This window comes from Aeromonas sp. s13 (assembly GCF_040907905.1).
GTDB classification, from domain to species: Bacteria; Pseudomonadota; Gammaproteobacteria; order Enterobacterales; family Aeromonadaceae; genus Aeromonas; species Aeromonas veronii.
Genome location: NZ_JBFOCS010000078.1, coordinates 121,132 through 140,800, shown reverse-complemented (window position 1 = coordinate 140,800; position 19,669 = coordinate 121,132). Strand labels below are relative to the sequence as shown.

Here is a 19,669-nt window from a genome sequence, read left to right as displayed (position 1 = left end):
AGGATCAAAAAAGGGGCCGAGTGGCCCCTTTTATGGATGCAGGCAACGTTACTCTTTCTCTTCGTCCGCCTGCTCTTTTTTCTTTTTCTTCTCGGGCAGCGGCTTGCCGTCGCGATGGATCACCTTGCCCGCTTCAAAGCCAATCTGGGCCGCCAGCTCTTCCAGATCCGCCGACTTGGCCTGATCCCCGATGGCGTAGCGATAGTTGGCGATGGAGAGCTTTTCGGCCACCGGCGTGCCCGGGACGATAGGCTCGCGCCAGCCCTGGCCGATGTGGGCCACCAGGGTGCCGTTCATCAACAGCTCGCCGACGATCTCCTGGGTCGGATTGCCCTTGCCGTAGGTAAGACCCTGGGGGTGCTTCTTGCCGACCAGCGGCTCGTTGCTGGCGGGGATCAGCTTGGTGCGGATCAGCCACTTGGGCTTTTTGGTGTTGCCTACCGCCTTGCCGGTTTGGTACTCGTTGATCTTGATGGTCTTGATCATCTGGGCCATGAAGTCCTTGGTCAGCGCCTTCTGGGCATCGCTGGTTTCATCGATGGCGATGGGGGCCACATACCAGGTCTGGGTGGCTTGAGCCTTGGGAGCGGCAGGGGCAGTTTGCGCCATGGCCAGGGGGCTGAGCAGGATGGCAGCCAGCAAGAGTCCTATCTTCTTCATTGTGATTCCGCTTTTGTTTCAACAAGAATTTTGTTTTGCCAGCGACGACTGCGCCAGCGCCAGAACATGGCCAGACCGCGCACCCACTCGTCGCAGGCCAGCGCCAGCCAGATACCGACCAGTCCATAACCCTGCATGATACCGAGGAAATAGGAGAGTGGCACGGCAATTCCCCACATGGATAGCAACGCCATGTAGAGGGGGAAACGGGCATCCCCGGTGGCCCGCAGGGCGTTGATCACCACCAGATTGAAGGTGCGGCCGGGTTCGAGGATAAGGCTGATAAGAAACAGTTGCGCCACCTGAGTGATGATGTCGGCATCATCGGTAAAGAGGCTGATGATGGTACGGCCATTGAGGGCCGCCGCCACGGCGATGACGCAGGTAACTGCCAACCCCAGCTTGAGGCTCTTGAGCAGCTGCTGATAGGCGCGATCGAACTGTCTTGCTCCCGCCAGATGGCCGATGATGATCTCGTTGCCAAGGCCGATGGAGAGGCCAAACAGCAGGATAAACAGGCAGATCTGAAAGAAGTAAGACTGGGTCGCCAGCGCCTTGTCACCCAGCAGTCCGACAAAGGCTGTCACCACCATAAACTGCAGCATCCAGGAGAGGTTCTCTCCTGCCGCCGGCAGGCCGATATGGAGCACCTTGCCCAGCATCTCCCGGCTGGGGTGGACGATATCGCGCACCACCAGTCGAATGCCGGTCTTGCGGGCCACCAGCCACACCAGCAGCACTACACCCACCAGTCGCCCCGCGACCGTGCTGATGGCGACACCGGCGACCCCCAGCTGGGGCAAGCCGAACCAGCCGTAGAGCAGCAGCAGGTTGCCAACGAAGGTGATGAGGTTGACGATCAGGGTCACATACATCGCCTGACGGGTGTGGCCATGGGCGCGCAGGGTCGCCGCCAGACAGAGGGCCGCGGCCTCCGGTAACAGGCAGAGACCGATGATCTGCAAGTAAAGCGTCCCGTCGCTCATCAGGTTGGCAGGCAGGTTCATCAGCGCCAGCATGGTGCTGGCCCCCGCCATCACGCCAATGGCCGCTACCAGACCGATCAGCAGGTTGAAGCCGATGGCGGTGTGGATCACCACCCGACTCTTCTCCCGATCGCCGGCCCCCAGATACTGGGTGATCACCACGCTGGTACCGATACTGACGAAGCTGAACAATGTGATGGCGAGATCGAACACCTGATTGCCGACCGCCAGCGCGGCCACTCCCTGATAGGAGACGTGACCCACCATGAAGGTGTTGAGGGCACCGGTCAGAAAGTGCAGGGCGAGATCGATAAAGAGCGGCCAGGTCAGCGCAAAGAGGGTACCCGGGCCTGCGTGGGATTGAGATTGCATGGCATGTCCAACAGCTGGGAGGGCACGGGGGAGTGCCCTCTGGGGGCGCATTTAACACCAAGGCCAAGGCCGGTGCAATCCTTGTGCAGGATTGCATCGGCCAGGGGATCAGGCTGGCGTGGCGCCCGCCTCCTGTTCGCTTGGCAGGGTGAGGCGCGCCGAGTCGGGCAGGGTATCATCCTGCGGCCAGTTGGAGCGGATGGCATCAGTGGTGCTCTCCACCACCGCATCATCCTTGAACACCGGCTCGCGGTAGCAGCGGGTCAGGCGCAGAGCCTGATACATGTCGGGGCAGAGGATGATCCCTTCATCGTCCACCCGCACGCCCGCCTGCTTTAGCCAGTGGGTCATCTGGCCGTGGCGACCCGCCATCACCATATGGATGCCGCGCCGTTTCAGCTCTTTGTGCAGCTCTCCCACCATGCTCATCACGCTGATGTCCTGATGGGTGAAGCAGGCGACCGCATCGATCACCAGACACTTGGGGGCTCGGGGATCCTGCACTAGCAGGGCCAGCACCCGGCGCTTGAAATAGGGGGCATTGAAGTAGGTCAGCGGTGAGTTGAAGCGATAGACCAGAATACCCGGGATCGCTTTGGCCTGTTCGTTGTCCCCCAGGGTACGCACTACCCCTTCGTCATCCATGCCGAGCAGTTGATCGGTGGGGCGCATCACATTGCGCAGGAACTGGAACAGCCCCAGCAACACGGCAAGGGTGATCCCGGGGATCACTCCCATGGTGAGCACGCTGATAAAGGTGACCAGCGCCAGCCAGAAGGCGGAGCGATCGGAGTGGCGCAGGGCCCAGAGGCCACGAAAATCGGTGAGCGACAGGGAGGCCATCACCAGTACCACCCCGAGGGCGGCGGTGGGAATATATTTGAGCGGCGCCGTCAGATAGAAGGTGATGAGGGCGATCACCGTCGCAGCGATGATAGAGACCAGCTGGCTCTTGCCGCCGTTGGCGTCGTTGACCGCGGTGCGTGAATCCGCGCCGCTGATGGCAAAACCCTGGGAGACCGCGGAGGCGAGGTTCGCCATACCGAGGGCCCGAAACTCTTTGTCTGCGTCGATTTCGTAACCGTTTTTGGCGGCAAAGCTGCGAGCGGTCAGCATCATGGAGACGAAGCTCACCATGGCCAGGTTAAGGGCGGGCAGCACCAGCTCCCGCATCAGGCCGGGGGGAAATTCCGGCATCTGGAACGCGGGCAGGCCGGAACCCACCGCCCCCAGGGTGGCGATATCAAACTGGCCGAGATTAAAGCCCCACACCAGCGCAGCGGTCACCACCATGGCCACCATGGAGGAGGGCCATGCCGGTTTGTAGCGCTTGGCCAGCAGCAGGGTGAGCAGGGCTACCAGACTCATGGCCAGGGTCGGCAGATGGGTCTGGGTGATATAGGTGGCCCCGCTGGCGATCCGCTCGATGAGGTAACGTTCGCTGAAGGTGAAGCCGAAGATCTTGGAGAGCTGGCCCACCATGATGGTGATAGCCACACCATTGAGCAACCCCATCAGGATGGGGCGGGAGAGAAAGTCCGCCAGCACTCCCAGCTTGAAGCGGCTGGCAATCAGGCACCAGAAGCCGGTCATGGCGGTCATGGTCATCACCAGTTGCCAGTGGCGGGTCGGGTCGCCTGCGGCCAGCGGCGTTACCACGGCGGCGATGACCGCGCAGGTGGCGGCATCGGGGCCGACGATCAGCTGACGGGAGGTGCCGAATAGGGCATAGACCAGCATGGGCAGGATGCAGGAGTAGAGGCCGACGATGGCACCCACCCCGGCAAGCTCGGCATAGGCGATGGCGACGGGCAGCGCCACTGCCGCCACCGAGAGTCCGGCGCGAAGATCTGGCATCAACCAGGCGCGCTGGTAATGCAGCAGGGCGGCGAGGCCCGGTAGCCAGCGTTCGAGAGAGAAGAAGTCGCGCATTATTTAACCCATTGAGTTACAACCAGCTTTTCCCCTAGTGTGCCCAAGGTTATCGAAAGATTGCAATCAGGTTATGGCCAGTTTACCTGAAGGTCAGGCCAGATAGCCTGCCAGCGTTTCTCCTTGATGCGCTGGGTAAAAATCTGTTTGTCCTGGCGACATCTGGGGTTGGCACTCACTTGCAGCGACCAGTTGATGGCAAAGCCGTAGGGGGCGAGCCACTCGAACTCGCCATCCTGATTCAGGCGCACGCCGATGCAGGTGGGCACTTCGACCCAGTGGCTGAGCGCCTCAAGGCTGCTGGCAAACGGCGCCACCAGCTGCCGCGTGTGCATGCGGGCCTGATTGCGCACCTCCCACTGCTGGCCGGGCAGGCGTTTGGCGAGCCAAGCTTCGTGCTCTGCCTCGGCCAGCCCTTGCGGATCGGTTTTATCGAGATAGATAAGGTCGATATCGTTGAGCGGGGTGGGCACCACCTTGTGGTGCAGGTGATCCCAGATGAGGTTGCGGATAAAACCGGCCCCCAGCGCCCAGTCGGGCAGATTGAACTCGGCCGCGGCTTGCAGGCAGGCCATCCGTTGCGGATCGGCCCGCAGCAGGGCTTCTGTTTTGGCTTGGAATTGCTGTTCTAGGACGGTGTTCAGAGGTTCAGTTGTTGGCATTGCGGCGTAACCAGACATCAATGTAGCGGCAGCTCGGCACTATAGTGAGCCCCTCCGCCTGAGTCCAGTTGAAGAAGGCGCGCGCCAGCTGATCGGCAATCCCCTGCACCCGCAGCTCGGGGGGCACGAAGGTGCTGTAGGCGTCGATGGTCTTGGCATCGAGCCGTCGGTAGCGCAGTCTCGACTCTTTCCCCTCCACCATACAGATGAACTGCTGCTGGTTGGCCTGATGGATGATGTCGCTCATGGTGGGCACCTCTGGCATAAAGTTGGGTCTCTCGGCACAACATAACTGTTAGCCAAGGTATAGAACAGATAGTGGATGATGTATCGATTGTTATCAGGATTATTGAGCCAGCTCTTGCTCTCTGACTTTTATCTTGGCACGAATCGATGTGGCGATAATCAGCAAGTTCGGAAGAGGTAAGAATGGACACGGTAATGTTGAAAGTTACCCGGAAGGTGTTGGCTCAAAGTCAGAACAGCCCGGATCAGCGGCAGATTGCGATTTCCGATGCATCATGCCCTGAACTCAAGGCTCAGTTTGAAACAGCAGGTAAAAATAGAAAAATTCGGCTGTTGTTGGCCAAGAGAATCTCAATGTGGATGGGGGATACGGGGGCTATTTGGTATAGCCACAACCGAGCGAGCAAAAAGAACCAAGATGATTTTGATCAACTCTTTTCATTGTTGGCGCACCATCCTGATGCGCCATTCCAGTTTATTTGTGAGGTTGTAGCCGATTAGCCACTAGGCCCAGGCTCGCTCCAGCAGGGTGAGTAACTGCTCACGGTTGGCGTCCTTGCGATTGAACAGCAGGGCACCGTCGTTGATCGCCAGATCGCGGATCTCGGTCAGTAGTGAGCGATCGCTTACCCCAGCCTCGCTCATGGTGCGCGGCAGCTTGACCGCTTGCCACAAGGTGTCGCGCAGGGTGCGAATGGCTGTGATGGTCGCCTCCGCCCGCTGATGGGCCGGGGTGGCGGCAAAGCGCTCAGCCCCCACCAGCGGCAACAGCAGCCGGGCCAGCTCGCTATCCACCTCGGGGCGGTTGTAGTCGAGAACGGTCGGCAAAAAGAGGTTCATGCACAGCCCGTGGGGCAGATGGCAGCGGGCTCCCAGACTGTGGCCGAGGGCGTGCACCAGCCCCACCATGGAGTTGGAAAAAGCCATGCCAGCCAGCGTTGAGCCTTCCGCCAGTTGCAGTCGCAGCTGTTTGTTTTGCGGGTCGTGGATGATTTGCGGCAGGGCGCTGGCGATCTTCTCCACTGCCATCAGGGCCAGTGCATCGCTCACCGGGTTCTTGGCGGTACCGATAAAGGCCTCGATGGCGTGGGTCATGGCGTCCATGGCGGTGGCGGCAGTGATATTGAGGGGCAGCCCCTGGGTCAGGCGCGGGTCGAGCACCGCCAGCTGGGGCAGCAGGAAGGGGGAGGTGAAGGGCACCTTGCGCCCGCTCGCCTCATCCTTGATCACTGCAACCAATGTCACTTCTGAGCCTGTGCCCGCCGTGGTGGGCACCACCGCCAGCGGCTTGAGGGGACGGGTCAGGCAACCGGCGCCCGAGTAGTCGAGCAGATGATCCCCCCCCATGGAAGTGAGAATGTTGACTGCCTTGGCGGTGTCGATGACCGAGCCGCCCCCCAGCGCCACCAGACTGTCGCAGTCGAGCTCGCGATAGCGTTTGGCGATCCGCTCCACCACGGCGGTGGAAGAGTCGGCCGGGATCTCGTCCCAGATGGCGGCGACCGGCAGCTCCCCTTCGGCCAGCACATTGGCCAGCAGGGTGGCAAGGCCGGTGGCATTGACCCCCTTGTCGGTCAGCAGCAGCGGGCGACAGGCCCCGAGGCTGGCCAGCTCGCTGGCCAGTTGCTCCAGCGCCTGTTCACCGGCCAGCAGTTTGACCGGGCAGAAGAAATCGTAATAGCGGCTCATTTCAAGGCTCCTTGCGCGTTAGCCGGTCACCAGACCCAGATAGATGTTGCAGGCCCGGCCGATCTTGTTGGTCGGGGCGGGATAGTGGCGCAGCAACGGCCGCGCGATAAAGGCGGGCAGGATCAGGGACTGCAACTGCTCAAGCCCCCGCACCAGATGCATGGCAACGGTCAGATCTCCCTCCACCAGCAGCCGGTTTTCGCCAAATGCCTGATTGACCCCGAGCCGAAAACTCAGGGCGCGAAAGGCGATATTGGGATGCTTGAAGCGCACCCGTAGCGGATGGATGGTGGCATGAGGGGCGACTGGCGCGCCGGGATACCAGCGGCCACCCTGCTTGTGCATGTTCATGGCGTAGCCGATGCCGCCCACTTCGAGGCGGATTGCCAGCCCGTCCGGCAACGGCGCCAATTCACGGCGCACTGCCTCGTCGGTGCGGGCGGCGCGGCAGAGGGTGCGACCCACCACCCAGAGCAGAGTGGTGATCCAGAGGCGGCGGCCAAGGGCTGCCGCAGGTTCAAACATCCGTGTTTGCATGAGGATTGGCTCCTGAGATGGCTGACCAGAAGAGAGCGAACGCACTGGCTTGCCAGTAGTCGTCCTGTCCCAGCTCCGGTTGATCGACAAACAGTGATGCGCAGGCGAGGAACTGGCCCTGACACACCTCCAGCAACAGTGGCGCGGGGGCCTGCATCAGCTCGCCGCTGGCCTGCCCCTTTGCCAGCAGGGCAGGCAGAAAGCGCAGGGCATCGTTCAGGATCTGGCTGCGGGCCGGTCTGGCCAGCAGCGGAGAGTGAAAGAAGCCCAGCACGAATTTGAGCTCATTGGGATGCGCGAGCATCCACCCCATCGCCAGCTGCCAGTAGTGGCGGGTCTGGTCGTACAGCGGCAGGGTCGGATCTGCTTCATGGATGGCGCTCCCCATCCGGGTCTTTACATCCTGATAGAGGGCGAGGATCAGCGCCTCCTTGCTCGGAAAGTGGTGGAACAGAGTACCGTTGGCTACCCCGGCCGCCTTGGCGATACGGGCGGTGGCTGCCCCCTGCAGGCCATCTTCGGCGCAGAGGGCGAGGGCGGCATCCAGGATCTGGCGGCGCTTGTCGGTCATGGTTTGTGGCTGCGGGATAGCCTGGTGCATGGTCATCTCCATCAGCGCAGGAAGAAGGCCATCATCAGCTTCTGGATCCAGCTGTGGTAGGGCGGATGGATCAGGGAGCCGGTGGTGAACTTGCCGCGGGTCAGCACGGTTTTCGCCTTGGAGAAGGTAAGAAACCCCTCGTGGCCGTGGTAGTGGCCCATGCCGGAGGCGCCGATGCCGCCAAACGGCACATCGTCGGCCGCCACCTGAAACAGGCTCTCGTTGATCGCCATGCCGCCGGAGTGGGTCTCCCGGGTCACCCGCGCCTGCAGCTCGGGGTCGAAGCTCATCAGATAGAGGGCCAGCGGGCGGGGCCGCTCGGCCACATAGGCGAGTGCATCCTCCAGGGTGTCGTAGGGGATGAGCGGCAGCAGCGGGCCGAAGATCTCCTGCTGCATCACCTGACACTGACTTGGTACCCCGGTAAGCAGGTGTGGCACCAGCAGGCGACGCTGGTCATCGCGGGCCGGGCTGCCACAGGGGTGGAGCTGGGCACCCGCCTGCTCGGCTTCATCGAGCCAGCTGACGAGACGTTGATACTGGCGGTCGTTGATGATGGCGCCGTAGTCGGCACTATTGAGCCCCTGCGGGTAGAGCTTGCTGAAGTGGCGGCGATAGGCGGCGATAAAGTTATCCACCTCGCTGCGGGGCAGCAGCACATAGTCGGGGGCGACGCAGATCTGCCCGGCGTTGAGGCTCTTGCCGAAGATCATCCGCTCGACCGCGGTGGCGACCGGCATGTCGGGGGCGATGAGACAAGGGCTCTTGCCACCCAGCTCAAGGGTGAGGGGGGTGAGCTGGGGCGCGGCGGCGGCCATCACCAGCTTGCCTACCATGGTGGAGCCGGTAAAGAGCAGGTGATCGAACGGCAGTGAGCTGAACGCCGCCGCCATCTGGGCATCCCCCTCGATGATGGCGATCTCGTTTTCGTCAAATACGCTGGTGAGCATGGTGCGCAGCACGGCATTGGTATGGGGAGTGAACTCGGAGAGTTTCAGCATCGCCCGGTTGCCCGCCGCGATGGCGGTGATGAGGGGGCCAAGGCTCAGCATCACCGGAAAGTTCCACGGCACGATAATGCCGACCACCCCGAGCGGCTGGAAGTGCACCTCCACTTTGGCGGGGGCCAGCAGCAGGCCGGTGTGACGGCGGTGGGGCAGCATCCAGCGTTTGAGCCGCTTCTGGGTGTAGTTGATCTGCATGATGCAGGGCAGCACATCGGCGATCAGGCTGTCGTAGTGGCTGCGCTGACCATAATCTGCCGCCAGCGCCTTGCACAGCTGTCCCTTGTGGGCGAGCAACGCCTGTTTGAGTTTGGTCAGCTGCGCCCGGCGCTCGGCCAGGGTAGGCATGGGGTGAGCCAGACTCGCCCGCTTGAGCCGCGCCAGCTGATCCGGCAGGGACAATTTGATGGCGAGGATATCCTCAGGAGTGTGTTGAAGCTGCGCCGCACCCATGTTGTTCTCCGCATGAAAAATGACCGACTGATTAGTCGGTCTAAATCTAGCTGTTTGTTACCGGAATGTAAAGCTGGCAAGCTGTCTGCCGTTCATCGCGAGCCAGACGCAAGAGAGAACTGTGTGTCTCCCCACACTTTTGTGGTTTGCTCGTTGGTGACTTATCCAATAAGGGGTAGTTTTTGGCTATTAACCTACACGGAGAGAGCACTATGACCAGGGAACTGAACAGCTTGTTGGCCCGGCTTGAAGATGTGGTTGAGCGGATGCCGGATTGCTTCAACACCTACGAATTCGCCCAGAAGCTGGCACTGCAATATCAGCCGGAATTCTTTGCCGCGGGCCACTCTCTGGCCGAGCACGAGGGCAAGGTACTGCGGGTGCTGCACCAGAAGATCGCCGAAGCGCTGGCGGGCAGCGAGATGGTGATTGAAGGGGCGCTGCTCCCCTGCGTCACCCCCTGGGGGGAGAAGGCGACCTCACCGCGCTGGCACCGCAAGCACTGAGGGGCGTAGTCAGGCAGATCGGTGCCAGACAGCAGATAACGAACAACGATAAAGAGCGCGGCGCTGGCAACAGGGCCGCGCCGTTTTTTGTGCAGATTGTCGCCAGCAGCGCCCCCGCTGCCGGGAGCAAAGGCCCGGTCTGTGATCCCATGCCGGGATACGAGACCGTCAGCCGGGTAGACTCTCCCTTTTGTCGCAGGGTTTGTCACCGTAGGAATTTCTCATGACCCATAAAATCATTCTGGATACCGATCCGGGTATCGACGATGCCATGGCCATCCTGTTTGCCGAGGCCCACCCCGCCATCGACTTGCTTGCCATCACCACTGTTTTTGGTAACGCCACTATCGACAATGGCACCCGCAACGCCCTCTGGCTCAAGCAGAAGTACGGCATGAAGGCGGATGTGGCCAAAGGTGCTGCCGCCCCGCTGCTGCGCGAGCCGGTTGGCCCCACCACCATAGTCCACGGCCCGAGCGGCTTTGGCGATATGGAGGCGGGGGAGGTGACTATCGCTCCGGATCCTCGCCCCGCTTGGCAATATATTGTCGAGGCGGTGAAAGCCGCGCCGGGGGAGATCACCCTCGTCACTATCGGCCCGCTCACCAATCTGGCGCTGGCGCTGCAACAGGCGCCCGAGATTGTCTCGCTGGTGAAACAGGTGGTGGTGATGGGGGGCGCCTTTGGCGTCAACGGCCATCGCGGCAACGTCACCCCCTATGCCGAAGCCAATATCCACGACGATCCCGATGCCGCCGACCGGGTCTTTACCGCCGACTGGCCTGTGGTGATCATCGGGCTGGACGTGACCCAGCAGAGCTTCTTCAGCAGCGCCTATCTGGATGAGCTCAGGGACAAGGCGGGGGAGCCGGGCCGCTTCCTGTGGGATGTGAGCCGCTTCTATCTGCGCTTCTACTCCGAGAAGCTGGGGCTCTCTGGTTGCCACGTTCACGATCCGTCCGCCATCGCCTATGTCATTGACCCGACCCTCTTTACCCTGCGCGAGGGGCCGGTGCGGGTCATCACCAGCGGCCCGGCCATCGGCCACACCCTGCAAAAGTTCGATGGCAAACGCCACTCCCACGATGATTGGGCAGCCTATCGTCCGCAGCAGGTCGGGGTGGCGGTGCGCGATGAAGCCTTGCTGGCGCTCTATCGCGAGACGCTGGTGGGCTGGGGCAAGGATTGCTGAGCAAAGGGGCGCTATTGCGCTGACGCGGGGGCTGTGATCGGCGCCAAACAATCGGAGCGCACGGCCGCTTATACTGCCTTATATCAAGAGCTTGGGAGGGATGAAGATGGCCTGGATTTCCTTGATAGTGGCGATTGCGCTGATCTGGTGGTTGATGAAGCTGGGGCGTGGTGCCCTGTTCGAAATCCGCATTGCTCCCGGCAGGGTAGTGGTCAAGCAGGGCAAGGTGTCGCCCGCCTTTATTGAGCATGCCAAGCAGATCCTGCGCCACGATACGGTGCGTGGGCGCATTGTGGGGCAGCGTGATGGCGATGGTGTAAAGCTGATCTTCTCCCGCTCCATCCCCGAGCCGGTGGCCCAGCGTTTTCGCAATATCTTCCCCTATGGCGATTACCGCCAGCCAACGGCGCCACTGCCGGGGCCAAAATCCCGCAAGGGATAAGCACCGGAACGTGGTTCATCAATAGCAAACGGGCCTCCAGTGGAGGCCCGTTTTTATGGCACTTGGCCAAGAGAGAGCTGACAGCCCTTACTCCTTGCCGTGCAGCTCGCGCTGGGTCTTGACCGCCGCCGCCTTGACGGCGGTGCCTTCATTGCCCCAGGAGGCGCGCAGGGTGTTGACCAGCTCGGCGAGCCGCTCGTCATCCATGGTCCAGCCATAGCCCGGCATGTGGTAACCCAGATGGCCGTGGGTGACCGGTGTTTCGGCGCCGTGCAGCAGCACATTGATCAGGCTCGACGGATCGCTCGCCAGCACGGTGCGGTTGTTGACCAGCGAGGGGATGACGTGGTCATTGCCCTGGCCGTTGACCCCGTGACAGGTGGAGCAGTACATGGCGTAGTCCGCCTTGCCGCTGGCACTGGCGTAGGCGCGGGCCCCTTTCTCCGCCACCGGTTCATCTTTCAGATCGGTCAGATAGGTGGCGATGCTGGCCAGATCGGCGTTGCTGAAATACTGGCTGCTGTGAGTGATCACTTCCCCCATGGGGCCCGCGACCGCTTCATGCTGGCTGCGGCCGGTTTTCAGCAGGTCGATCAGCGCCTGCTTGCTGTAACGGCTGCCGCGAATGTCGGGGGCATACCAGCCATCCAGCGCAGCACCGCTCAGGTAGACGGGATCCGCCTCGGTCAGCGCTTTCTCCTGCATGCCGAGCCCGCGCGGAGTGTGGCAGCTGCCGCAGTGGCCGGCACCCTGCACCAGATAGGCGCCGCGGTTCCATTCTTCGCTCTTGCCCGCCACCGGGGTGAAGCGGCTGTCATCGTGGTAGATCCAGTTCCAGCCCATCAGCGGCCAGCGCATGTTGAGGGGCCAGGGGATGTCGCTCTCCCTGTTGGCGATGGCCAGCGGCTGCACCTCCTTCATCAGATAGTGATAGAGATCTTCGAGATCCTTATCGCTCATCTTGGCATAGGCGGTGTAGGGCATGGCCGGATAGAGGCGATGACCATCGCGGGCCACCCCTTCACGCATCACCTTGATGAACTCCGGCAGGCTGTAGTTGCCGATACCGTGGGTCTTGTCGGGGGTGATGTTGGTGGCAAATACGGTGCCGATGGGGGTCGGGAACCCTTTGCCGCCCGCCAGCGGCTTGCTGGTTTCGCTGGTGTGGCAGGCGGCGCAATCGCCCAGCTTGGCCACGTATTCGCCTGCCGACATGGCGGGGGCTGCGTTGGCGGCAAGGGTGGGCAGGGCCAGCAGCAGGGCGCTGGCGGTCAGTGACAGGGCGCGGTTCATTGGGCACCTCCCTTGCTCATGGCTACCAGCTCGTTGACGGCGCGCCACGCTTCGTCGATGGCGGCGTGGGCGTAGGGGCTCCAGCCCGCATCCGAGTTGGCGATGGTGATGTTGCCGATCGGCTGGCGACCCAGTTCAATCCATTTTTCGCACTGCGCTTCGTCATCAAACAGGGTGTTGGTGACATAGGAGTAACCGTGAGACCAGCGGTTGACCGTGATGGCGAGGATATCCTGCTCATGGTTGAAACCGGCGCTGCCCAGCATCCCCTGCAACTGCTCGCGGATCATCTGCTCATGCTGCTCGAACGGCATGCCGAGGATCATGGCGCGCCCCTTGCGGGACTGTTCGCGTGCCGAGAGGCCGCTGCCCGGCAGGGTCGGCACATAGACCATGTGCAGGCACATCGGCTGATCCGGGCTCTTGGGATGCTCGTAGCCACCCATGCTGACCGGATAGTCGAGCTTGACCCGGCTGTAGGGTGCGGCGGGGGAGTAGACCTCGTGTACCCCCAGCTTGACGAAGGCTTGCCAGTTCTTGATCACCACCTTGGTGTAGACCAGCGGCGCCTTGGCATTCTGGCGCAGCGCCTCCTTCTGGGGCTCCGGCATCTCGGGCACCATGTAGGGGATCATCATGTTGTAGCCCGCCATGATCGACTGCTTGGCCCGCACCCGGTGCAGTTTCCCCTCCTTGATGTAGGTGACATCCACCGCCAGCTTGCCGTCGGCGAGGCGCACGTTTTTGGCCTGCAGCGCCGTGCTGCCAAGGCGCAACTGCACCTTGTGCTCCGGCAGGTCGAGCTTGCTGTAGTCAAACTTGGCCAGCACCACATCTTGCATGGTGTGACCCGGCGCCACCTGCGGAATGAGCTTGCGCACCATCAGGCGGGTGAGACCGGCGTTGCCATCGGGGAAGTGGAAGATGTAGGGATCGTCCAGCTCCGCCTGCTCCTCGGCATCCAGCGGCGTCAGATTGAGGCCGTCGAAACCCGGCAAGGCGCAGAGGCGCGCATCGGCGCAGGCGGTGGCGTCGATGCCGACCGCCTGGAAGTCGTTGGTGCGCTGCTGGAAGTAAGTGATCGCCCGCTCGCTCAGGCCCACTTTATCGCGCAGGAAGGTGGTGTAGCTGTTGCGGGTCACCCACTCGTCCTGCTGCTCGCGGGTCATGCCGCTCAGGTAGTCGATCTTCGATTCGTGCAGGGCCAACAGGGCGGCCTTGTCGGCATCATCGAGGGGGAAGTCACCGATAAATTCTGCCAGCGGCCGGCCGTTCAGACGATCGCGGGGGATGTCATCCGCTACGTTGTGGCCCGGATCGCCGTTCACTATCTTGTTGACGCCAAAGTGCTTCTCGTCGAAATAGACGCCGCGGCTCAGCCCCAGATCCGGATAGAAGGTCTGCTGGAAACCGGCGGCCAGCTCGTCGATGTTGACCTCCAGCGCCTTGAGCAGACCGAGCGCCACCGGGCTGTAGACCGAACGCGGTGATTGCAGGGATTCACTGCCGCCGTAACCCAGACGCAGGCCATCGGGGGTGGTGAACTCGTTGCGCTTGGCGTGGCCGCCAAAGTCGTCGTGGTTGTCGAGCAGCAGGATCTTCTTATCCGCGCCGAGCAGTTGCTGATAGAAGCAGGCGGCGGCCAGACCGCTGATCCCGGCGCCGACGATCACCAGATCGTACTCCCCCTCGAGGGGAATATTGGCAAAGTCATACTGCTTGCCGTCACGGGCGATGCTGTGGGCCGGTTCGAAGGAGCCCGGGTGGTTGCCGCGCAGCCCGGTGAGGGCGGGCGGGTAGGCCAGGGTTTTATCCGCCAGCGTGCTGCCGCCTTCGGCAGCCTTGAGCAGATTGATGGGAGCGACGCCTGCCGCAATGGTGATGGCAACGCCGTTGAGAAAATCTCTGCGTGTAATACTCATGGCTATCCCTGTGTTAGGAGAAGTAATGAATAAGTGGATTCATTATGGGAGGGAGACACAGATCCTGTTCAGGATTGGGCGCCGAATCTACCGCTATCCTCACGCTGAGTCCATACGATTGCTAATGGATTATTAAGCACCATTTTCCTGCTTGTGACGAGAGTGATGCGCTGATGGGGGTGATTTTCCCTGTTACAGGGCGAATTGTCTTCCGGCTCGGTCGGTCAATGATTGCCGCAGCTGATTAGTTTGGGAAGCGTTCGGGCATCATTGTCGACTCGGGGGGATGATCGCGTTAAGCTCTTAACTACTTGTTTTATCGACGCTCTTTTTTTATTCATAGGCATAAAGGCCACTCAGGAGGCGCAATGAACTGGTATATCTCGGTCCTCAAGCAATATGCGGTATTCAGCGGGCGGGCCCGTCGCACCGAATACTGGATGTTCGTGCTGTGTAACGTCATCGTCATGCTGCTGCTCGGCATGGTGGACAAGCTGATCGGCGGCGACAATGAGCTGATCAGCTCCATCTATTCGCTGGCGGTGCTGCTGCCATCGCTGGCGGTGGCGGCCCGTCGCCTGCACGATACCGACCGCAGCGCTTGGTGGCTGCTGCTCGGGCTTATCCCCGTTATCGGCACCCTGGTGCTCATCTACTTTATGGTGTGCAACGGCCAACAGGGGCCAAACCGCTTCGGTGACGATCCCAAAGCGGCCCCCTCGCAGGGCTTTATCGTCAGCTAACGGGCGCGGCTTGGCCAATCATCGGCCAATCAAAAGAGAGGGAGGCATCATGCCTCCCTCTCTTTTTCGTGTTGATGGCCGATCAACGCTCGATCAACGGGGCGGAGCGGTAGCTCCACATGCCGTAGGTGCGCAGGGCGTCGCGGTAGATGCCGAGCAGCTCGCTCTCGCTCGGGGTGGCCAGCTCCTCGAGCGGCTTGTCGGGGTAGCTGACGCTCGCCACCTTGATGTTGGCCGGGCCAATCTGGTCGCAGGCGATTTCCAGCACCGTCTGACCGCGGCGTACATGGCTGGCGGAGCTTACCAGCACCGCATAGTCAATCTGGTGGCGGGCGAGGGCATAGGCGCTGTAGAGGGCGTTATCCACCGTGCTGGTGGCGTAGTTCTCTTCAATCAGGCGGCTGCGATCGATGCCGTGGTTGGCCAGCCAGTCGGCCATCAGCTTGCCCTCGGTCTGGCGGTTCTGGGGCACGCCGCCAGTCAGGATGATCAGCGCCTCCGGGTCGGCCTTGGCCAGCTCAAGGGTGGTTTGCAGACGGCCCAGCAGGATCTTGTCCATGCTGCCGTCGGGATTGAGGGCGTAGCCCAGGGTGACGATGGCGCGTTTGCCCTCTTGGGTAGCCTTGAGCTGATCCTCGGTCAGTTCGGTCTGCAGCGGGGCGGCGGTGATCCGCTGCACCCGGGCGATGATCTCCTCAAGATCGGCAGCCCGGCCACTGTTGCGATCCGCCACTTTCGCCAGATAGCTGCGGGAAGCCTCCTTGTTACCCTTCACCAGCTGCCAGATGGCGAGATAGCTGTTGATGTCGAGATCATCGGGGGCGACGGCCTGCGCCTGCTCCAGCAAGGTGATGGCGCGGCTCAGGTTGCCGTTGTAGATCTGGGCGTTGGCAGCCGAGATGAGCAGGTCGGTGCGGTAGGGTTCAAGCTGGTAGGCGGCCAGCAGCCGCTCGGTCACCAGCTCCATATTGCTCGGCATCTTGGCGGTAAAACCGGCGTGGGAGATCTTGGCTGGCGACTTGTAGATTTGCAGCGCTTCGCCGAGCAACATGTCCACCGCCTGGCGTTTGCTGACCAGGGTATTGAGGTCGTGCTCCATTTGCATCGAGCTCTCGGCCGCTTGCAGGGCGAGGGGCGAGAGCGCCAGCAGGCCGCCGAGGGTGAGGGCAAGAAGGGTCTGTTTCATCAAAAGGTCCTCTTTCGGGCTGAATCGCGCCGTGGTGCGCCGGCTTGTGGGCCGATGGGATAAGGCAAATGTGCGTCAATTCAGTCTGTTAGTGCCAAAGAGAGGGCAATATAGCAGCTAACGGCGTGGCAAACTGTGAGTCGGGGCGGGTCGTCGGGTGATGCCACACCTGTGGCCGCAAAAATGGCCGCAAAGGGTCAGCAGCCATCTTAAAGGGACAGGGGGAGCGTGACTCCCCCTCCCTCTGTTGCGATGCAAGACAGATGGCGTCTCAATCCATCTGTTGGCGAGTGTTCGCGCTCAGTTCCACATCGGGGAGACGCGGGCTTCCAGCGTCTCTTGCTGCTCTTCGGGCATATCGCTGAAGAAGTTGAGCTGGGTCTGCTCTTCCACCTGACGCACCGAGACCCGGTAGTCGGCGATCTGGCTGATGGGCACCTCTTCCTGCGGCATGATAAAGGCGATGGCCTGCAGTTTGGCCGGGTCCATCACGATCTTGTAGTAGGCGCTCGGGATCGCCACACCCTGACCGATGGACTCTTCAGAGCCGGTAAAGATGGGGCCGGTGATCACCTGCACATCCTTGCGGGAGACCGCCCACTTGTTCACCTTGTCCTCCAGCACGCGCCACGCCTTCTGGTTGAGCACCCCGATCTGCGGTGTCATGTTGCTCAGCAGGAAGCTCTCTTTCATGGTGTTCTTGTTCGATTTCATGTCCCCCGCCGGGGCCTGATGGCCACGATCGTAGCCCGAGCCCTTGTAGTCGGAGAGGGTGGCGCGGTAGGCAACCGGGATCTCCCTGTCCTCGGCGAAGGCATCCTTGCGCGGCACTGTGCCCTGTGCGCTCTGGGCTGTCATTCGGTAGGAGACCCAGTCCGCCACCTTGTAGTCGTAGTTGTAGCCGACGGCATACCCTTCACGGCAGAGCTTCTGATCCGATTCGGAGGGCAGGCCGAAGCGCACGTGCTCACCGCACTCCCAATGGGCGGCCAGCAAGGGGGTGGCAGTGAGGGTGAGGGTAACAGCCAGAACCAGTTTATTGATTTTTATCATTTTTGTGATGCTCCAGTTTAGTAGGCGGAGCCATTTGACATGAGATCTGACCAGCGCTTCAATTGCTGTTTTTTTACACGTCACCGTTCTGTGACGGCTCGCCAAGATCCGTGATGTGACAGGTTAATATGTTTTAAATCAGTGGCTTGGTCGGTGGGATGATGTCCGGTTGCTCGGCAGACAACGAAAAGGGGCCCGCGATGGGCCCCTTGTGATGAGCTGTCTGACTGCTATCAGGCGGCGTTTGCCTTGTTGCCCAGCGTGCGGGCCAGCAGTGCTTCCGGATTGTGAATCGCCTCCTTGGTCTTCACATCGATGACTTCGATATCGGTGAAGCGCTCGCGGTTCTTGATAGCCACGTCGTGGGCGAAGATGACGCAGCGGGCGTTGGCGACATCCTTGGCGGTAATGCGGTTGATGATACCGTTGGCACCCTGGGTCTCGACCTTGATCTTGATCCCCTGCTTGGCGGCGGCCTTCTGCAGGCTCTTGGCGGCGAGGAAGGTGTGGGCCACGCCAGACGGGCAGGCAGTGATGGCCAGTACGTCCGCTTCCCCCTCCGCTTCAATGACTTCGAAGCTGGTTTGGGTGGTGGTCACGTCATCTTCTTCGCTCACCGGCTTTTTCAGCAGGTTGACAATGATGGCGGTGGTCAGGGCGCCGAGGATAGTACCCAGGATGTAGCCCATCTTGCCTTCAACAACCGGCAGGACAATCCAGCCACCCCAGGGGGCGTGGTTGATACTGTGCATCATGAAGCCGGTGATGTTGCCGACGATGCCGCCTGCGACGATGGCCGGGATAACACGCATGGGGTCAGCAGCGGCGAATGGAATGGCACCTTCACTGATACCGATCATGCCCATGATGGCGGCCGCTTTGCCGGATTCACGCTCTTCTTTCTTGTAACGCTTCGGAGACATGAAGGTCGCCAGTGCCATACCCAGCGGCGGTACACAGATGGCGATACCGACGCCGCCCATCAGCCAGGGCTGGGTGTTGACCTGAGTCTGGGCAAACAGGGTAGCAACCTTGTTGACCGGGCCGCCCATATCGAAGGCAGTCATACCACCCAGAATGGCACCCAGCATCACTTTACCTGAGCCCGCCATGCTGGAGAGCCAGTGGTTCATCCCTTCCATCATGGCGGCGATCGGGGCACCGATCCCCCACATCACGATGCCACACACCAGGAAGGTACCGATCAGCGGATAGATGAAGATGGAACCAAGCGAAGTCATGGAGTCAGGCAGCTTGATCCGTTTGAGCTGATTGACCACGAAACCGGCGATAAAGCCCACCAGAATGGCGCCGAGGAAACCGGTTTGATAGTGCTGAACGGCAATCCAGGAGCCGATCATGCCCGGAGCCAGGCCCGGCTTGTCAGCCAGCGAGTAGGCGATGTAGCCACCCAGTACAGCGGTAAACAGAGTCAGACCGGCGATACCCATAGTCGCCATGTCTTTGAGGAAGCCCGCTTCCGGCACGGCGCCCTTGCCGCTCATCATCACTGACAGGGAGAGCAGCACACCGCCCGCCACGATGAAGGGGATCATGTGGGAAGTACCAAACAGCAGGTGCTGCTTCATGGTGTTGAGGCGATCCTTGAAGGTGCGCTCGTCGGGTTCAACCGGCGCAGTGGCAGCAGGTTTGGCGGCTGGCGCTGGTTTTTCCGCTTTCGGGCCTTGCTTGAGCAGGGTCAGGGCTTGCTCGACGGTAGTGGCCGCCTTCATCTGCTCGATAAAACCCGGCTCCAGCAGACGGGTAGAGAGTTCGGCCAGCACTTCGATATGGTGGTTGGCGCCGCCATCCGGGGAGGCGATCATGAAGATCAGTTGAGTTGGCTTGCCATCTTCGGCGCCGTATTCGATACCCTGACGGCTGACACCGATGGCAATGGCCGGACGACTGACCGCCTTGCTCTTGGCGTGGGGCAGAGCGACACCCTGCTCGAAGCCGGTGCAGTCCAGCTGCTCGCGGGCCCAGATATCCTTGACGAATTGCTGTTGATCAGACACGGCGCCATCGCGCGCCAGCATCTGTGCCATCTCGTCGAACAGGGCCTCCTTGCTGGTGGCCTTCAACTCCAGGCAGATGAGTCTGCCGTTGGTCATGGTGGGTAACATCTCACTCTCCTTCCCTGTAAGGGCTAAGTCATGCGTTGCGAATTGGGCTCATTATTGCCCTCAA

The 19,669-nt window shown here is 61.4% G+C and carries 19 protein-coding genes; 5 read left to right on the top strand and 14 right to left on the bottom strand.

Translation table 11 applies throughout. The annotated features are described in order from the left end of the window. Positions 1 to 48: 48 nt before the first annotated feature. The 5 genes from AB5Y82_RS17705 to AB5Y82_RS17685 all read right to left on the bottom strand — a co-directional run bounded on the left by AB5Y82_RS17705 (position 49) and on the right by AB5Y82_RS17685 (position 4,859). The gene (locus AB5Y82_RS17705) at positions 49 to 660 is read right to left on the bottom strand and encodes a hypothetical protein (RefSeq protein WP_005361671.1); all 612 of its coding nucleotides are present in this window, start codon (positions 658 to 660) and stop codon (positions 49 to 51) included. After that, a complete protein-coding gene (locus AB5Y82_RS17700) occupies positions 657 to 2,018 on the bottom strand; it encodes an MATE family efflux transporter (RefSeq protein WP_005361670.1) in 1,362 nt (453 codons plus the stop codon). Before AB5Y82_RS17700 ends, AB5Y82_RS17705 begins: the two co-directional genes overlap by 4 nt. 108 nt (positions 2,019 to 2,126) lie before the next feature. After that, positions 2,127 to 3,950 (bottom strand): SulP family inorganic anion transporter, encoded by a 1,824-nt coding sequence (locus tag AB5Y82_RS17695; protein WP_368174314.1) that lies wholly within the window; start codon positions 3,948 to 3,950, stop codon positions 2,127 to 2,129. Between the two features lie 71 nt (positions 3,951 to 4,021). Next, positions 4,022 to 4,612, bottom strand: coding sequence for a nucleotidyltransferase family protein (locus AB5Y82_RS17690; protein WP_368174313.1), 591 nt, complete (start codon positions 4,610 to 4,612; stop codon positions 4,022 to 4,024). After that, positions 4,599 to 4,859 carry a GNAT family N-acetyltransferase gene (locus tag AB5Y82_RS17685; protein ID WP_005337747.1) on the bottom strand — a complete coding sequence of 87 codons (261 nt, stop codon included), beginning with the start codon at positions 4,857 to 4,859 and terminating at the stop codon, positions 4,599 to 4,601. Before AB5Y82_RS17685 ends, AB5Y82_RS17690 begins: the two co-directional genes overlap by 14 nt. Before the next feature lie 194 nt (positions 4,860 to 5,053). Here AB5Y82_RS17685 and AB5Y82_RS17680 point away from each other — a divergent pair, with 194 nt between their 5' ends. Continuing rightward, a complete protein-coding gene (locus tag AB5Y82_RS17680) occupies positions 5,054 to 5,359 on the top strand; it encodes a hypothetical protein (RefSeq protein ID WP_139493967.1) in 306 nt (101 codons plus the stop codon). A gap of 3 nt (positions 5,360 to 5,362) precedes the next feature. Here the strand turns inward: AB5Y82_RS17680 and AB5Y82_RS17675 are convergent, their stop codons facing one another. The 4 genes from AB5Y82_RS17675 to AB5Y82_RS17660 are packed head-to-tail and all read right to left on the bottom strand — an operon-like array spanning position 5,363 to position 9,142. Further along, positions 5,363 to 6,547, bottom strand: coding sequence for an iron-containing alcohol dehydrogenase (locus AB5Y82_RS17675; protein WP_368174312.1), 1,185 nt, complete (start codon positions 6,545 to 6,547; stop codon positions 5,363 to 5,365). Between the two features lie 18 nt (positions 6,548 to 6,565). Then, the gene (locus AB5Y82_RS17670; protein WP_005361659.1) at positions 6,566 to 7,084 is read right to left on the bottom strand and encodes a hypothetical protein; all 519 of its coding nucleotides are present in this window, start codon (positions 7,082 to 7,084) and stop codon (positions 6,566 to 6,568) included. After that, complete coding sequence (locus AB5Y82_RS17665; RefSeq protein WP_368174311.1) at positions 7,065 to 7,685, bottom strand: TetR/AcrR family transcriptional regulator; 621 nt, start codon at positions 7,683 to 7,685, stop codon at positions 7,065 to 7,067. Before AB5Y82_RS17665 ends, AB5Y82_RS17670 begins: the two co-directional genes overlap by 20 nt. A gap of 11 nt (positions 7,686 to 7,696) precedes the next feature. Then, positions 7,697 to 9,142: a coniferyl aldehyde dehydrogenase gene (locus tag AB5Y82_RS17660; RefSeq protein WP_368174310.1), complete on the bottom strand. Its 1,446-nt coding sequence runs from the start codon at positions 9,140 to 9,142 to the stop codon at positions 7,697 to 7,699. A gap of 212 nt (positions 9,143 to 9,354) precedes the next feature. Here AB5Y82_RS17660 and AB5Y82_RS17655 point away from each other — a divergent pair, with 212 nt between their 5' ends. From AB5Y82_RS17655 to AB5Y82_RS17645, 3 genes are all read left to right on the top strand, one after another. After that, positions 9,355 to 9,648, top strand: coding sequence for a hypothetical protein (locus AB5Y82_RS17655; RefSeq protein WP_005353197.1), 294 nt, complete (start codon positions 9,355 to 9,357; stop codon positions 9,646 to 9,648). Between the two features lie 223 nt (positions 9,649 to 9,871). Continuing rightward, positions 9,872 to 10,840, top strand: coding sequence for a nucleoside hydrolase (locus AB5Y82_RS17650; RefSeq protein WP_042057853.1), 969 nt, complete (start codon positions 9,872 to 9,874; stop codon positions 10,838 to 10,840). 106 nt (positions 10,841 to 10,946) lie between these two features. After that, a complete protein-coding gene (locus AB5Y82_RS17645) occupies positions 10,947 to 11,282 on the top strand; it encodes a DUF3634 family protein (protein ID WP_162632473.1) in 336 nt (111 codons plus the stop codon). Positions 11,283 to 11,369: 87 nt separating this feature from the next. Here AB5Y82_RS17645 and AB5Y82_RS17640 read toward each other — a convergent pair whose 3' ends face one another. Then, entirely contained in the window at positions 11,370 to 12,575 is a 1,206-nt protein-coding gene (locus tag AB5Y82_RS17640; RefSeq protein ID WP_111899501.1) for a cytochrome c, read from the bottom strand. Further along, on the bottom strand, positions 12,572 to 14,497 hold the full coding sequence (locus AB5Y82_RS17635) for an FAD/NAD(P)-binding protein (RefSeq protein ID WP_043821315.1): 1,926 nt from the start codon (positions 14,495 to 14,497) through the stop codon (positions 12,572 to 12,574). Before AB5Y82_RS17635 ends, AB5Y82_RS17640 begins: the two co-directional genes overlap by 4 nt. Positions 14,498 to 14,865: 368 nt before the next feature. Between AB5Y82_RS17635 and AB5Y82_RS17630 the strand changes: the two genes are divergently transcribed. Continuing rightward, a complete protein-coding gene (locus tag AB5Y82_RS17630; RefSeq protein WP_042056473.1) occupies positions 14,866 to 15,240 on the top strand; it encodes a DUF805 domain-containing protein in 375 nt (124 codons plus the stop codon). Between the two features lie 82 nt (positions 15,241 to 15,322). Here the strand turns inward: AB5Y82_RS17630 and AB5Y82_RS17625 are convergent, their stop codons facing one another. The 3 genes from AB5Y82_RS17625 to AB5Y82_RS17615 all read right to left on the bottom strand — a co-directional run bounded on the left by AB5Y82_RS17625 (position 15,323) and on the right by AB5Y82_RS17615 (position 19,605). Then, positions 15,323 to 16,426 carry an ElyC/SanA/YdcF family protein gene (locus AB5Y82_RS17625; protein WP_368174309.1) on the bottom strand — a complete coding sequence of 368 codons (1,104 nt, stop codon included), beginning with the start codon at positions 16,424 to 16,426 and terminating at the stop codon, positions 15,323 to 15,325. A gap of 300 nt (positions 16,427 to 16,726) precedes the next feature. Further along, complete coding sequence (locus AB5Y82_RS17620) at positions 16,727 to 17,479, bottom strand: DNA/RNA non-specific endonuclease (protein ID WP_182933849.1); 753 nt, start codon at positions 17,477 to 17,479, stop codon at positions 16,727 to 16,729. Between the two features lie 233 nt (positions 17,480 to 17,712). Further along, positions 17,713 to 19,605 carry a PTS fructose transporter subunit EIIC gene (locus AB5Y82_RS17615; protein WP_111899505.1) on the bottom strand — a complete coding sequence of 631 codons (1,893 nt, stop codon included), beginning with the start codon at positions 19,603 to 19,605 and terminating at the stop codon, positions 17,713 to 17,715. Positions 19,606 to 19,669: the final 64 nt, after the last annotated feature.